Here is a 14583-nt window from a genome sequence, read left to right on the forward strand (position 1 = left end):
GCACGCCCCGCGCGGCGTGCTGCCGTTTGACCCCATGGACAACCGCATGAAGAATTTCCCTGGCCGCCGCGTGGCGGCGTTTTGCTTGTCGGCCCTGTTGGCTGCGCACGCTATTGCCGGCCCTGCGCCGATTCCCCTGCTGCAGCACAAGGACGGGCGCTATGCGCTGGTGGTCGACGGCAAGCCGTTCACCGTGCTCGGTGTGCAGGCGCACAACTCCAGCAATTATCCTGCTGCGCTGGGCCAGGTCTGGGCCGCGGTCAGGGACGTCAATGCCAATACGCTGGAGATCCCGGTCGCCTGGGAGCAGCTGGAACCGGTTGAAGGAAAGTTCGATTTCAGTTTCGTCGACGCGCTTGTGGCCCAGGCGCGCCAGAACAAGGTGCGCCTTGTGCTGCTGTGGTTCGGGACCTGGAAGAACACCGGCCCGCAATACACGCCGGAGTGGGTGAAATTCGATAACCAGCGCTTTCCGCGCATGATTGGCAAGGACGGCAAGGGCATCTACTGCCTGTCCCCGTTCGGCGAACAGACCCTGAAAGCCGACACCAGGGCCTTTACGGCGTTGATGGCACACCTGAAGAAGATTGACTCCGTCCAGCGCACGGTGATCATGGTGCAGGTTGAGAACGAAGTGGGAACCTACGGCACGGTGCGCGATTTCAGTCCCAGCGCCGAAGCCGCGTTCCGCCAGCAGGTGCCTGCAGCGGTCCTGGCGCGCAAGAAGCCGCCGGCGCCCGGTGCGGCCAACGGGACGTGGCAGGAGGTCTACGGCCCATATGCGGACGAGTACTTCCACGCTTATGCGGTTGCCAGCTACATCGAGACAGTTGCCAGGTCAGGGCGCGCGGTGTACGACCTGCCGATGTATGTCAACAATGCCTTGCGCGACCCGCTGGAACCGATGGCGCCATGGAAGTCCAATTTCGCCAGTGGCGGCCCGACCTATGACGTGATCGATATCTACAAGGCAGCGGCCCCGCATATCGATATCGCAGCGCCGGACATCTACTCGCCCGAGTCGGACAAGGTAGGCGCCACGCTGGAGCGTTTCCAGCGCCAGGACAATGCGCTGTTCGTGCCGGAGATGGGCAATGCGGCGGGCTATGCGCGCTACGTGTACCAGATCCTGGGACGCGGCGCGATCGGCGTTGCACCGTTCGGCATTGATTACGCGGACTACAGCAACTATCCCCTGGGCTCGAAACTGAAGGACAAGGCGATGGCGGAACCGTTCGGCAAGATCTATGCCGCGTTCCGCCCCATGGCACACCATTGGGCGCAATGGTCGCTCGATGGACGCACTTTCGGCATCGCGGAAGGAGACGACCGCAAGCCGCAATCGATCCTGGCCGGCGACTGGAAGATCACTGCGAAGTTCCGCGAATGGCAGTTCGGCCACGCGAACAAGGATGACCTGCCGCCCGGCACCGAATCGCCCAATGGCGGAGCTGCTTTGGCCCAGGTGGGCGACGATGAATTTATCGTGATCGGCCAGAACATCCGCCTCAACTTCGAGCACAGCGCGGGCAAGCCGTCGATGTACGCACGCGTGGAAGAAGGTCACTTCGACGCTGGCGGAAAATGGGTCATGGAGCGCAACTGGAACGGCGACCAGACCGACTGGGGCATCAATCTGACGGCCCGCCCGACTGTCATGAAGATCAGGATGGGAACCTATGTCCAATAACGCTATCTGCAAGATTGTCATCGTCGGCGGCGGTACCGCCGGCTGGATGACGGCCGCCCCGCTGGCGCTCAAGCTCGGCAAGTTGTGCGAGATCGTGCTGGTGGAGTCGCCGGAGATCGGCACGGTCGGCGTCGGGGAGGCGACGCTGCCGACGATCCGCTACTTCAACCAGGCGCTCGGCCTGGACAATGCAGATTTCGTCAGGAAGACCCAGGCCACTTTCAAGCTTGGCATCGAGTTCAAGGACTGGGGCCATGTCGGCAACCGTTTCTTCCACGGATTCGGCGACTTCGGCCCGGCAATCGAAAATCGCTCGCCGCTGCAATACTGGCTGCGGCTGGCGCGCGAAAACAAGGACATGCCTTCCTACGAGGAGTGGTCGACGTCGACTGCCATGGCGCGCAGCAACCGCTTCATGCTGCCATACGGCGACCAGCCTGCAGTCACCAATGCCTTCTCGTACGCTTTCCATTTCGATGCCAGCCTGTATGCGGCCTACCTGCGCGACTACGCGATGCAGCGCGGCGTGCAGCGCGTCGAAGGCATGGTCACCGAAGTCGAGCAGCATCCCGAATCGGGTTTCATCACGGCGGTGAAGCTGAAGGATGGACGTCGGCTGGAGGGTGAGCTGTTCATCGACTGCTCGGGATTCCGCGGCCTGCTGATCGAAGGCGTCTACAAGGCGGGCTACGACGACTGGAGCGCCATGCTGCCGTGTAACAGCGCGCAAGCCGTGCCGTGCGAGAGGACCGAGCCGCTGGTGCCGTACACCTTGTCGACCGCGCGCAGCGCCGGCTGGACCTGGCGCATTCCGCTGCAGCACCGCACCGGCAACGGCCATGTGTACTGCAGCAGCTTCACCAGCGACGAGGAAGCTGGCCGGGTGCTGCTGGATGGGCTGGACGGCCGCGCGCTGGATACGCCGCGCCAGCTTCGCTTTACCACCGGCCGCCGCCGCAAGTCATGGATCAAGAACTGCGTGGCGATCGGTTTGTCGAGCGGCTTCCTTGAACCGCTTGAATCGACCAGCATCAATATCATCGAGAATTCGGTCGGCTGGCTGCTGCAGTACTTCCCCGACCGCGACTTCAGTCCGGCGCTGGCCAATGAGTTCAACCGGCTGGTATCGCAGCGCTACGAGTTCGTGCGCGACTTCATCATCCTGCATTACAAGGTCACGGACCGCAAAGACTCCGAATTCTGGCGCTATTGTGCCGGCATGCCGATCCCCGACATGCTGCAGCACCAGATCGAACTGTTCCGCGAGACGGGCCGCGTCGTTATCTATGACCCGGAGGGCTTCTCTGTGCCGTCGCACGTCTCAATCCTGATGGGTCTCGGCGTCGTGCCCAAAAGGGTCGATCCCCTGATCGACCTGATGGACCTGGGGCGGCTACAGGAGCATTTCTCCCGGGTGCGCGAGACCATCGGGCGCGCCGTCGGCGCAATGCCCGAACACGCCCGGTTCTTCGAGACCCAGTAGTCAGTAAGTGCCCAGCCTGGCCTTGAGGATTGTGACGCGGTCCGTCAGGTTCAACCCATAGTCGGTCTGGTCGCCGTTCCAGTTGCGCTCCATGATCCATTTGCCGTTGGCGTCGAAACGGCCTTCTTCGACGCGGGCCCACAGCGACGGCTTGCCTTCGTTGCTGCCAATGCCTTCGATCTTCACGCGCGCGTGCTGGCCGACGATGATGAATTCGTCGTCGCCGATCTGGGCGATGGAAACGCCGCCGCTTGGCGTTTCGGTACCGGCCGGGTAATCCTTCATGTCCGGTTTCCACGAGCGATCGCCGAGTTGCCATTCGCGGAACGATACCGTGGCCTTCCAGTTTTTCATATTGACGGTCTGGGGCTTGCGGTCGTCTCCTTCGGCAACGCCGTAGGTGCGGCCCTCAAATGCCCATTTCGCCCACTGGCGCTCCATCGGGCGGAACGCTGCATAGACCTTGCCGAAAGGTTCTGCCATCGACTTGTCGGTGTCCTTCGATCCAAGCGGGAAATTGGTGTAGTCGAAGTAGTCGACGCCAAACGGCGCGATACCCAGCGCGCCGCGGCCAAGCACCTGGTAGACATAGCGCGCAAAGGGTTTTGCGTTACCCATCTCCGGCACCAGCAGGGCATTGTCGGGGCGCTGGAAAAGTTCGAGGTTGGCGCTGAACTTGTTCGATTCCGACATGTAGATATCCGGCGCAGCGAGATCGATATGCGGCGCCGCAGCCTTGTAGATGTCGATCACGTCGAACGCAGGACCGCCGGAGATGAAATTGTTCTGCCATGGCGCCATCAGCGCGAGCGGGTCGCGCAGTGCGCTGTTGACGTACATCGGCAGGTTGTAGACCGCGCGGCCGGCCTTCGCGACTTCCTCGATATAGCTGGCGATGGCCCAGGCGTGGAAATATTCCTCGGCATAGGGGCCGTAGACCTCAGTCCAGGTGCCGCTGGCGGCGCCAGGCACCGGCGACTTCTTGTGGGCCAGCACCGCAGACGGCACTGCCTGGTGGAAGGCAGCTTCGGCTTTGGCGCCGAAGTCGCGTACCGCGCCGATGGTGCCGACTTCGTTTTGTACCTGCACCATGATCACGGTGCGCTGTTCCTGGTCGACGGCTTTCAGGTGTTTCATCAGGGCGGTGAAAGCCTTCTTGTCGGCCTTCAGTGTTTCCTCCCCAAAGGGCGACATGCAATAGATGGATTTGCCGTCCTTGCCGACCATGCGCGGGAAACGCTGATTGTTGAACTTGACCCACTCGGGTGCGTAGTTCGGATTGGTGTTCTTCCAGGTCGCGAACCACAGCAGCACCACGCGCACCTTGTTTTCGCGCGCTTGCTTCAGCAGCGTGTCGACGTAGCTGAAATCGAACTTGCCTTCCTCGGGCTCGACCTGCTCCCATGCGACCGGGATTTCCAGCGTATTGGCGTGTACGTCCCTGACGGCGGCCCACACTTGCTTGAGCGCGTCCGGGTAGTTGCTGGAGTTGTGCGCCTGGACGCCAAGCAGGAGGTAGGGCGCTCCATCGACCATCAAGGCGTGCCGGCCGTCTTTCTTCACCAGTTCGGGAATCGGTGCGGCGGCCGCAGCGGCGCCCGCCCAAGCGGCAATGCAAAGTGCCGCGAGCGCGCGGCGGGTAGTCTTCTTCATTCAGTCTCCACTTTTGTTTGCAAGATTGTTAGCGGCACCATATGCTAGCGAATCGGTTTCGCCTCCTGTATGCCAATTGTCGCTTCAGCTATCCCGAATCGCTATATGACCAAGCAATTGCTCACGTTGTTGATTGTTTTTGCCGCCGCCACAGGTTCGAGCAAGGCCGCAGCAGAAGGGGCGATCTCGCTGAATCCCGATGGGCGCCTGCCCGCCATCGTGCATGAGGACCAAGCCGCGATGAAGCTCGCCGGCGACCTGCTGGCAAGGGACCTGGCGTCGCTGGCGGGCAGCGACGCTGCGCAGGGCACCGGCGTCGAAGCGTGTACGCGGGTATGCGTAGTGATCGGCCGCCACGATTCGCCGCTGGTGCGGAAGGTGCTTGTGGAAGAGGGCATTGAGCTGCCTCGCCTGGAATGGGAAAGCTATGAACGCATTGCTTTCGATTCGCGCCGTCGCCCCGGAACGCAAGTACTGCTGATCGCCGGCGCCGATCTGCGCGGTACGGTGTGGGGCGTGATCGACCTGACGCGGGAACTGGGCGTCTCTGCCTGGGAGTGGTGGGCGGACGTTCGGCCGGCACGGCGCGAGCGACTGGAAGTGTCGGCGGCCCGAGTCCATTCGTCCTCGCCGCACGTGCGATATCGCGGCATTTTCCTGAACGATGAGGACTGGGGACTGCAGCCGTGGGCCGCAAGGCATGACCCGGCCCGGGATATCGGTCCTTCCACTTATGCGCGCATCTTCGAATTGATGTGGCGCCTGAAGGCCAACATCATCTGGCCGGCGATGCACGAGTCCACCAGGCCGTTCTACCAGGTGGCGGGCAATGCGGAGACAGGGCGCGATTACGCCATCGTGGTCGGCACCTCCCATGCGGAGCCCATGATGCGCAATAACGTGCGCGAGTGGGACCATCAGCAGCGCGGCGCCTTCAATTTCTTCAGCAACCGCCCGTCGCTGGTTCGTTACTGGGAAGAGCGCCTGAAAGAAGTGAAGGACTTTGAGAACATGTATTCGGTGGGCATCCGCGGCGTGCACGATTCCGCCATGGAAGGCGCGCATAACGTGGATGAAGCGCGGCGTGGACTGAGCGAGGCCATAGCGGTCCAGCGCGAGCTGCTTGCCAAGTCCGCGGCGAAGGCGCCGCAGGCGCTGACGCTGTACAAGGAAGTGCTGGATATTTACAAGGCAGGGTTGCAGGTGCCGGAAGATATCACCCTTATCTGGCCGGATGATAATTACGGCTACCTGCACCAATTGAGCACGCCGCAGGAAGCACGGCGGCCGGGCGGGGCGGGCATCTACTATCACATCTCCTATTGGGGCCGCCCGCACGATTACCTGTGGCTCGGAACGACACATCCTGCCCTGGTCCGCGACCAGTTGCAGCGCGCGACGGCGACTGGCGCGCGCAAGGTCTGGATCGTCAACGTCGGCGACATCAAGCCCGCAGAATACCTCACGCAATACTTCCTTGACCTGGCTTTTGACGGCAATACGCTGGAACGCCCTGCACGCGAGCACCTCGCCGGCTGGATGCGCGCGCAGTTTGGCGCGGGCGAGGCGGACGAACTTGCGGACATCATGTCCGGCTACTATGACCTGGCATGGGAGCGCAGGCCGGAGTTCATGGGCTTCAGCCAGACCGAACCCACCACACCGGTGAGGGCAACGGACTATCTTCGTTCGGGTGGTGGCGAGGCGGAAAGGCGACTGGCGCGTTACGAGGCTTTAGCCAGGCGCGCCGATGCCGTTGCGCGGCGCATCCCGCCCTCGCTGGCCGATGCGTTTTTTCAGTTGGTGCAGTACCCCGTGCGTTCCAGTGCCAACCTGAATGCGCGGGTACTGAGGCTGGAGCTGGCTGCGCAGCATGCCGGCGAAGGCCGGCCTGACGCGAACTATCAGGCAGCGCGTGCCCGGTCGGCGCAGGCTGCAATCGTGGCCGACACCGCGCATTACAACGCGCTGGGCAACGGCAAATGGCAGGGAATGATGGACGCAGCACCGCGCCGCCTGCCGGTATTCAGTGCGCCGGACTTTCCAACCTACGCGGATGCTCCGCAGCGGATCGGCTGCAGCATCGCATATCCGTTCCCGTTTTCGGGCGACGGCGCGCAGCTCAATTTCAATTCGGGGCGGCCGGCAGTACGCACGGTCACGCTGGTCGGCAGCAGCGGGCAGGAACTGGACTGGCAGGCAGCCGGGAATGGCGCATCGCTCACAGTCTCGCCAGCAAGCGGCCGGCTGGACGCCGGCAATGGCTTTGAACAGCGCGTTAAAATCCGCTACGACGGCCGTGCTGCAGCGCCTTCCATTGTGCTGCGTTGCGGAGGGAAACCGCTCCCGCTCCGGCTGCAGGTACAAGCCGATCCTGCGCCAGGGCTGCCGCTGGAGAGCGAAAGGATCGTGACCATTCCGGCGGTGCAGGCGGCGCCAGCGGCCGGCTGGACCCTGGTGCCTGGCCTGGGGAGCTTTGGCGCCAGCATGCGTTCGTCCCTGGCGGGAGGCGATCGCAGCACGCTGGCTTATGAATTTGCGACCATGTCGCAAGGCCGGGCCCAGTTGAAAGTGGTGGCCGTGCCGGTGCATCCCCTGACGTCCAGCGACAAGCTTCGCATCGCCGTCAGCTTCGACAACGAACCGTTCACGGAACTCGATTTCACCACCCATGGCCGCAGCGATGAATGGAAGGCGAACGTGCTATCGAATACGGCGCTGCGCACCCTGTCGCAGGCAAACGTCGCTGCGGGCCGGCACGTATTGCGGGTACGCGCCATCGATCCCGGCTTCGTCCTGGATCGGCTGGAACTCGCCTTCGATGGCGCTCCCCAGTTTTACGGCAGGCCGGAATGATCAGGGCCTTGCGAGCTATTCCAGAAAGTCATAGCTCAATGCGTATTCCGCATAACTAAGGAATAGCCAATTCGTTAAGCTAAGCGTCTTAATGATAAGCAAATGTTGTCAACGCATTTGCAAACAGAGACGCTAGCCATGAAAATCACATCCCTCGATTCGGTTGTATTCCTGATCTATTTTGCGGTCGTTGCCGCATACGGCATCTGGGTCTATCGCCGCAAGAACAGCAGCTCCGGTTCGGCTTCGCGCGACTACTTCCTGGCCGAAGGGTCCCTGACCTGGTGGGCCATCGGCGCCTCGCTGATCGCCTCCAACATCTCGGCCGAACAGTTCATCGGCATGAGCGGTTCGGGCTTCAAGATCGGCATGGCGATTGCGGTGTATGAGCTGATGGCGGCGGCAACGCTGGTCATCGTGGCCGTGTTCTTCATGCCGGTGTACCTTAAAAACCACATCTACACCATGCCGCAGTTCCTCGAACAGCGCTATGGCAAGGGCGTGGCGACGACCATGGCGCTGTTCTGGCTTGGCCTGTACATCGTGGTCAACCTGACGTCCATCCTCTACCTTGGCGCCATCGCCATCAGCAGCATCTCCGGCCTGAGCGTAGGCGCCTGCATGCTGTTCCTGGCCGTGTTTGCGACGATCATCACGCTGGGCGGCATGAAGGTGATCGGCTACACCGACGTGATCCAGGTGGTGTGCCTGGTGATCGGCGGCCTGGTGACGACCTGGATCGCACTGGACCTGGTGGCCGGACTGGGCGGCGGCAAAGGCGCGCTGCACGGCACGGCCGAACTGTTCTCGCGTGCCCGCGGCCACTTCGACATGGTGCTGACGCGCGACCATCCAAGCTATATGGACTTGCCGGGACTGAGCATCCTGCTGGGCGGCATCTGGATCGCCAACCTGAATTACTGGGGCTGCAACCAGTACATCACGCAGCGGGCGCTGGGCGCGGACCTGCCGACCGCACGCAAAGGCCTGCTGTTTGCGGCATTCCTGAAATTGCTGATGCCCGTGATCGTGGTGCTGCCCGGCATAGCGGCCTACGCGCTGGACCAGGCGGGCGCGCTGGGCGGTGCGCTGCGCCAGGGCGGCGAGCTGAATCCGGACCGCGCCTACCCCACGCTGCTGGCATTGCTGCCGGATGGCTTGCGCGGCGTTGCGTTTGCGGCCCTGACCGCCGCGGTGGTGGCCTCGCTGGCCGGCAAGGCGAACAGCATCGCCACCATTTTCACGCTGGATATCTATCGTAAGAAATTTGTACCCGCAGCGAGCGAAGAGCGCATGGTGTGGGTCGGCCGCCTTACCGTGGTGGCGTCGATGGCAATTGCGGTGCTGATCGCACCAATGCTGGGCATCGACAAGAAAGGCGGTTTCCAGTACATCCAGGAATACACCGGCTTTGTCTCGCCGGGCATCCTGGCCATGTTCCTGCTTGGTTTCTTCTGGAAGAATGCGACCAACGCAGCCGCCATGTTCGCCACCGTGGGCGGGCTGGCGTTCTCCATCATCCTCAAGTTCCTGCCAACGATGATGGACCTGTCCTTCCTCGCGCCGATCGGCTTTGCCGCCGACAACGGCAGCGGCGTCTTCGAAATCCCGTTCATCGACCGCATGTTCCTGGTGTTCTGGGCAGTGGTGGCCGGCATGGTGCTGATCAGCCTTATGGGAAGGCGTGATGGCGAAGCCAAAGCCATGGTGGTCGACCGTCAGTTGTTCCGTGTAGACCGGGGCTTTGCCATCGGTTCGGCCGTGGTGTGCGTGCTGCTGGCCGTGATCTACGGGGCGCTCTGGTAATACAACAAATCACAAAAAAACTACGGAGAAAACAAAAGAATCATGAAGCAAAAGAAAATCAGCCTGCTGGTGAAGTCGCTGTTCCTGATCCCTGCCATTCCAGCCGCCTTTGCGCAGCAGGCGGAAGAACCATCGATCCAGAAGGTCACCGTTTCCGGTATCCGCGCCTCGGTGCGTAGCGCCCTGAGCGTCAAGGAAAACTCCAACAGCATGGTGGAAGTCGTCGCTTCCGAAGACATCGGCAAGCTGCCGGACACCACCATCGCCGAGTCGCTGGCGCGCCTGCCAGGCCTGGCCGCAGGCCTGGACCGCGGCAACGCCAGCCAGATCGTGGCGCGCGGCATGGGCGAGCGCTTCATCGGCGCTACCCTGAACGGCCGCGAACTGGCTTCGTCCGAGCCGAACCGCGCGGTGCGCTTTGAGCAGTTCCCGTCCGAATCGCTGTCCGGCGCCATCGTCTACAAGACCCAGAATGCAGACCTGGTGGAAGGCGGCGTCGCCTCCAGCATCGACCTGCAGACCGTTTCGCCGCTCAAATACAGCGGCCGCCAGGCTTCGCTGAAGGCCGACGCGCTGTACTACTCGGAAGCACGCGAGCTCGACACCAAATCGGTTCGCCCGCGCCTGGGCGGCATCTACGTTGACCAGTACGCGGACAAGAACGTTGGCGTGGCGCTGGCCTTCAGCTACCAGAAGCAGCCTTCGGTGGAGAAGCGCAAGAACCACTGGGGCTTCAACGAAGACCATTCCGCCGACATCAATGGCGACGGCAAGGTAGACAAGACGCCTTGGGGTTTCGAGACTGAACTCAAGCGCGGCACCAATGAGCGCGGCAGCGTACTGGGCAAGGTGGAGTGGAAGGCCAGTCCGGATGCGATGATCACCGCCGACGTCTACTACGCCAAGAACAAGATCCGCGAACCGGCCATGTCGCACTGGACCGGCGACCTTGGCAACTGGGATCGCTGGCAGAGCGCCAACTACTCGAACCTCGACATCCGTAACGGCTACGTCGTCGGCGCCACCGTCAACAACGTGGGCTTGACCACCAACAGCACGCTGTGGACGCAGGACATGGACAACCTGGCCGCGGGCCTGAATGGCAAGTTCAATGTCGGCGAATGGAAAGTGGACGCCGATATCGCGACATCCTCGGCCGGCCGCGACAGCGCATGGCGCGACGTGCGCCAGTTCGCCCTGAACAACGGCACCATCAAGTGGTCCTTCACCGGCGACGAAACCCAGGACTTCAGCTTCAGCCACGATTCGGGCAATCCTGCCGCCTTCGGCAACCCGACCCTGTACGTGGACACCGACGGCCACGTCGACGACCGCCTGAACTCCGCGCAACTGAGCGCATGGCGTCCGCTCGATGCGGGCATGGTCAGCCGCATCAAGTTCGGCGCGCGCTTCGCCGACCGCGAAAAGAAATACCACCAGACCACCTGGAACCTGGCGTCCAACAGCGCCATTCCGGCATCGGCCTACGAAACAGTCAATGTTTCAGGCTTCGCGCCATTCATCGTGCTGAAAGACTTCATGGGCTCCGCCACCAGCCTGTGGGGTGGCGACGCATTCAGCCCGGATGGCCGCACCCCGACGGCGAGCGACCTGCTGGCCGGCTGGAAGGTCAAGGAAAAGAACAGCAGCGTCTACGCCCAGGCCGACCTGGAAGGCGAATTGTTCGGCAAGACCTTCCGCGGCAATGCCGGGGTGCGCGTGGTGCACACCAGGCAGACCGGCACTGGCATGGAATCGATCAACGGCGCCGCGCCTACCCCGGCTGAAGGCGGCGCATCGTACACCCGTGTGCTGCCCAGCATGAACCTGATTTTCAACCTCGACCAGGCGCAGAAGCAGCAGGTCCGCTTCAGCGTGGCACGCGCCATGTCGCGGGCGCCGATGGATGAAATGCGCGCTTCGCGCCAGTTGGCGATCGACACCAATCCGGGGTCGCAACAGCCGATTACCGGCAGCGCGGGCAACCCGGGCCTGCTGCCAATGATGTCCAACCAGGTCGACCTGTCGTGGCAGTATTACTTCGACAAAGGTTCGCTGGTGTCGGCCGGCGTGTTCTACAAGAAGGTGTCGGACTACATCGGCATCACCACCGACCATACCACCGTCAACGGCCGCGCCGCGACCCTGACCCGTTCCGTGAACGGCGAGGGCGGCAATGTGCGGGGCCTGGAACTGGTGGCGCAGCATGCCTTCACCAGCCTGCCCGCGCCGTTCGATGGTCTGGGCGTGGCTGCAAACTTCTCGTACAACGACAGCGACATCAAGGAATACACCAACGACTACCCGATGGTGGGCCTGATGAAGCGCAATGGCGGCCTGACCCTGTGGTACGAGAAGGCGGGCTATGAGGCGCGTGTATCGGCTAACTACCATAGCGCCTTCGTGCGCATGCCGCGCTGGACCGCCGGCTACATGATCGAAAATCCAGCAGAAACCTACGTCTCAGCCAACTTCTCGAAGTGGCTGACCCCGCAGTTGCAGCTGCGCCTTGGCCTGGACAACATCACCAACCAGAAAGTGGTGGAGACCCAGTCCAACAATCCATACATGCAGAACGTGATGGAATATGGCCGCCGTTACAACCTGGGCCTGAGCTACAAGTTCTGATTGAGGCATGCCGATGATCCGTAACACACTTTGCCTGGCCGCGATGGCGTTCGTTCACGCCGCCCAGGCCGGGCAGGTGCTGGCAGTCGATGCCAGCGCTCCCGCACCGGTGCCTTTGTCCGGCCATATCAAGATGGGCACGGCCGTCGCTCCCGGAAGCCATGCCCTTGGCATCAACAGCCGCTACCTGACACGCGACGGTCAGCCATGGCTGCCGGTAATGGGCGAATTCCACTACTCGCGCAGTCCGGCCGACAGCTGGGAGGCCGAGCTGGCCAAGATGAAGTCGGCCGGCATCAACGTGGTGGCCAGCTATATCATCTGGAACCACCACGAGGAAAAAGAAGGAAAGTTCGACTGGAGCGGCAACCGCGACCTGCGACGCTTCATCCAGCTGGCCAACAAGGCCGGGCTGGAGGTGTGGATCCGAGTTGGCCCCTGGTCGCACGCGGAAGTGCGTTACGGCGGCATTCCCGACTGGGTGGTGGATGCCATGCCGACCCGCCAGGACGACCCGCAATACCTGAAATACGTGGACCGCTTCTACCGCGAGATCGCGAAACAGGTCGATGGCTTGCTGTGGAAGCAGGGCGGGCCCGTGATCGGCGTCCAGATCGAGAACGAATACAATTTGGCAGGCACGGGCCGCGGCGCCCAGCACATCGCCACGCTGAAAGGCATGGCCGTGAAGGCCGGCATCGACGTGCCGTTCTATACGGTGACCGGCTGGGACCAGACCTTGTATCCGTCCGGCGAAGTGGTGCCGGTTTTCGGCGGTTACCAGGACGAGCCGTGGGCCACCAGCAAGACCGAGCTGCCGCCGAAGGAAACCTACGCCTTCCGTTTCGACACGCGCGTCAGCGGCGACCTTGGTGCGCAGACCCGCGCCACCCAGCAGGGTACCGCGGAAACCGATATGGACCGCACGCCTTTCCTGGGCGCGGAGTATGGCGCCGGGCTGCCGGCCATGTACCGCCGCCGCACGCTGGTGTCGCCGGACGATATTGCCTCGACCCTGCCGGTGCAGATGGGCTCCGGCGTGAACCTGATGGGCTATTACATGTTCCATGGCGGCCGCAATCCGGTCGGCATGACCACCATGGAGGAGAGCACGCGCACCGGCGGCTACAACGACACGCCGGCCATCAACTACGACTTCAATGCGCCGCTGGGTCCTGACGGCCAGCAGCGCGACGTTCTGGCTTACCTGCGCCCGTTCCACTATTTCATGAACGACTTCGGCGCGCGCCTGGCGCCGATGACGGTGCATAAGCCGTCGCTTGTGCCGGCCGACCCGGCCGACTTGTCGGTTCCACGCTGGTCGGTGCGCAGCAAGGGCGAACAGGCCTTCCTGTTCTATAACGGTCATGTCCGGCAATATGCGCTGCCGGCGCAGAAGCAGGTGCAGTTTGCGGTGAAGCTGGACGGACAGGCCGTTACGCTGCCGCGCCAGCCGGTCGATATCGCGGCCGGCAGCTACTTCTTCTGGCCGATCAATTTCGATATGGATGGCTACCGCCTGCATTACGCCACCGCGCAACCGGTGGCCAGGCTGGAGCGCGGCAAGGCGGGCAGCGTGTACGTGTTCGCGGCGCAGGACGGCATTGCGCCTGAATTCGCGCTGGACGCGGCGGCTGGCGCCTGCCTCAAGACGCAGGGCAAGGTAGGCAGTGCGGACGGCGGCGTGCTGGTGCAAGGCATCCAGCCCGGCCTCGATGCTGCGCTGACGCTGGACTGCGCCGGCAAGCGACCGGTGACGGTGCTGGTCCTGTCGCAGCAGCAGGCGCGCCAGATGGCAATCGGCCAGCTGCAGGGCGAACGTCGCCTGGTGGTCAGCGATAGCCAGGTGCACTTTGCCAACGGCCGGCTGGTGCTGCGCTCCCCGGGCAAGCCAGCCTTCCGCGCGGCAGTATTCCCGGCCCTGCCGCTGCCGCTGAAGGGCAGCACGTCCCTGCAGGCGAGCGGCAGGGACGGCCTGTTCCAGGTGGTCGAGGCAAGCCTGCCAAGCCAGGAACTGGCCGTCACTGCGCGCAAGTTGCGCGCCGCACAGCCAGTCCCTCCGATTAAAATTGGCGGCAACGCCAAGGCGGCAGTCCAGCCGGATGCGGAAGTCTTCGGCAACTCCGCAGCATGGGAACTGTCGCTGGGTACGACCCGTCCGAAAGGAGTCGATGGCGCCTTGCTGGAAATTGATTTTGTCGGCGACGTGGGCCGCCTGTTCGACGGCACGCGCCTGGTGGACGACTGGTATTACAACGGCCAGCTTTGGCAGTTCGGCCTGAGCAACCTGCCGGCGCGCGAACGTGCTGCGCTGACGCTGACGGTACTGCCGTTGCGCGCCGACGCCCCGATCTACCTGCCGAAGGAACACCGTCCCGCGTTCAACGGGCAGGCGCAGGTAGCGGAACTGCGCGGCGTCAAGGTCACGCCGGTGTATCGTGTAGAAATTGGCCGCTGAACGGAGTTT

7 protein-coding genes are annotated in these 14583 nt (G+C 62.9%); 6 read left to right on the forward strand and 1 reads right to left on the reverse strand.

Going from position 1 to position 14583, the window contains the following annotated elements:
• Nucleotides 1-46 precede the first annotated feature (46 nt).
• Nucleotides 47-1690, forward strand: coding sequence for a DUF5597 domain-containing protein (locus ACN9MZ_RS13610; RefSeq protein WP_426342625.1), 1644 nt, complete (start codon nucleotides 47-49; stop codon nucleotides 1688-1690).
• Nucleotides 1680-3173, forward strand: a complete 1494-nt coding sequence (locus ACN9MZ_RS13615; RefSeq protein WP_426342626.1) for a tryptophan halogenase family protein — start codon at nucleotides 1680-1682, stop codon at nucleotides 3171-3173. The genes ACN9MZ_RS13610 and ACN9MZ_RS13615 overlap by 11 nt, the downstream gene beginning before the upstream one ends.
• On the opposite strand, the gene ACN9MZ_RS13620 is transcribed toward ACN9MZ_RS13615, so the two are convergent.
• Nucleotides 3174-4826: a DUF5597 domain-containing protein gene (locus ACN9MZ_RS13620; protein WP_426342627.1), complete on the reverse strand. Its 1653-nt coding sequence runs from the start codon at nucleotides 4824-4826 to the stop codon at nucleotides 3174-3176. It lies immediately after the preceding gene.
• 105 nt (nucleotides 4827-4931) lie between these two features.
• Between ACN9MZ_RS13620 and ACN9MZ_RS13625 the strand changes: the two genes are divergently transcribed.
• The 4 genes from ACN9MZ_RS13625 (at nucleotide 4932) to ACN9MZ_RS13640 (ending at nucleotide 14574) form a co-directional block, all read left to right on the forward strand.
• Nucleotides 4932-7682: a glycosyl hydrolase 115 family protein gene (locus ACN9MZ_RS13625; RefSeq protein ID WP_426342628.1), complete on the forward strand. Its 2751-nt coding sequence runs from the start codon at nucleotides 4932-4934 to the stop codon at nucleotides 7680-7682.
• Between the two features lie 138 nt (nucleotides 7683-7820).
• Nucleotides 7821-9488 carry a sodium:solute symporter family transporter gene (locus ACN9MZ_RS13630; RefSeq protein WP_426342629.1) on the forward strand — a complete coding sequence of 556 codons (1668 nt, stop codon included), beginning with the start codon at nucleotides 7821-7823 and terminating at the stop codon, nucleotides 9486-9488.
• Between the two features lie 42 nt (nucleotides 9489-9530).
• A complete protein-coding gene (locus tag ACN9MZ_RS13635; protein WP_426342630.1) occupies nucleotides 9531-12116 on the forward strand; it encodes a TonB-dependent receptor in 2586 nt (861 codons plus the stop codon).
• Between the two features lie 13 nt (nucleotides 12117-12129).
• Entirely contained in the window at nucleotides 12130-14574 is a 2445-nt protein-coding gene (locus ACN9MZ_RS13640) for a beta-galactosidase (protein ID WP_426342631.1), read from the forward strand.
• Nucleotides 14575-14583: the final 9 nt, after the last annotated feature.

It is taken from the genome of Pseudoduganella sp. S-14 (assembly GCF_049913285.1).
In the GTDB taxonomy this organism is placed as follows: Bacteria; Pseudomonadota; Gammaproteobacteria; order Burkholderiales; family Burkholderiaceae_D; genus Rugamonas.

Coding starts and splice junctions, on each gene's coding strand:
- ACN9MZ_RS13610 (WP_426342625.1), top strand. CDS start 47: ATGAAGAATTTCCCTGGCCGCCGCGTGGCGGCGTTTTGCTTGTCGGCC.
- ACN9MZ_RS13615 (WP_426342626.1), top strand. CDS start 1,680: ATGTCCAATAACGCTATCTGCAAGATTGTCATCGTCGGCGGCGGTACC.
- ACN9MZ_RS13620 (WP_426342627.1), bottom strand. CDS start 4,826: ATGAAGAAGACTACCCGCCGCGCGCTCGCGGCACTTTGCATTGCCGCT.
- ACN9MZ_RS13625 (WP_426342628.1), top strand. CDS start 4,932: ATGACCAAGCAATTGCTCACGTTGTTGATTGTTTTTGCCGCCGCCACA.
- ACN9MZ_RS13630 (WP_426342629.1), top strand. CDS start 7,821: ATGAAAATCACATCCCTCGATTCGGTTGTATTCCTGATCTATTTTGCG.
- ACN9MZ_RS13635 (WP_426342630.1), top strand. CDS start 9,531: ATGAAGCAAAAGAAAATCAGCCTGCTGGTGAAGTCGCTGTTCCTGATC.
- ACN9MZ_RS13640 (WP_426342631.1), top strand. CDS start 12,130: ATGATCCGTAACACACTTTGCCTGGCCGCGATGGCGTTCGTTCACGCC.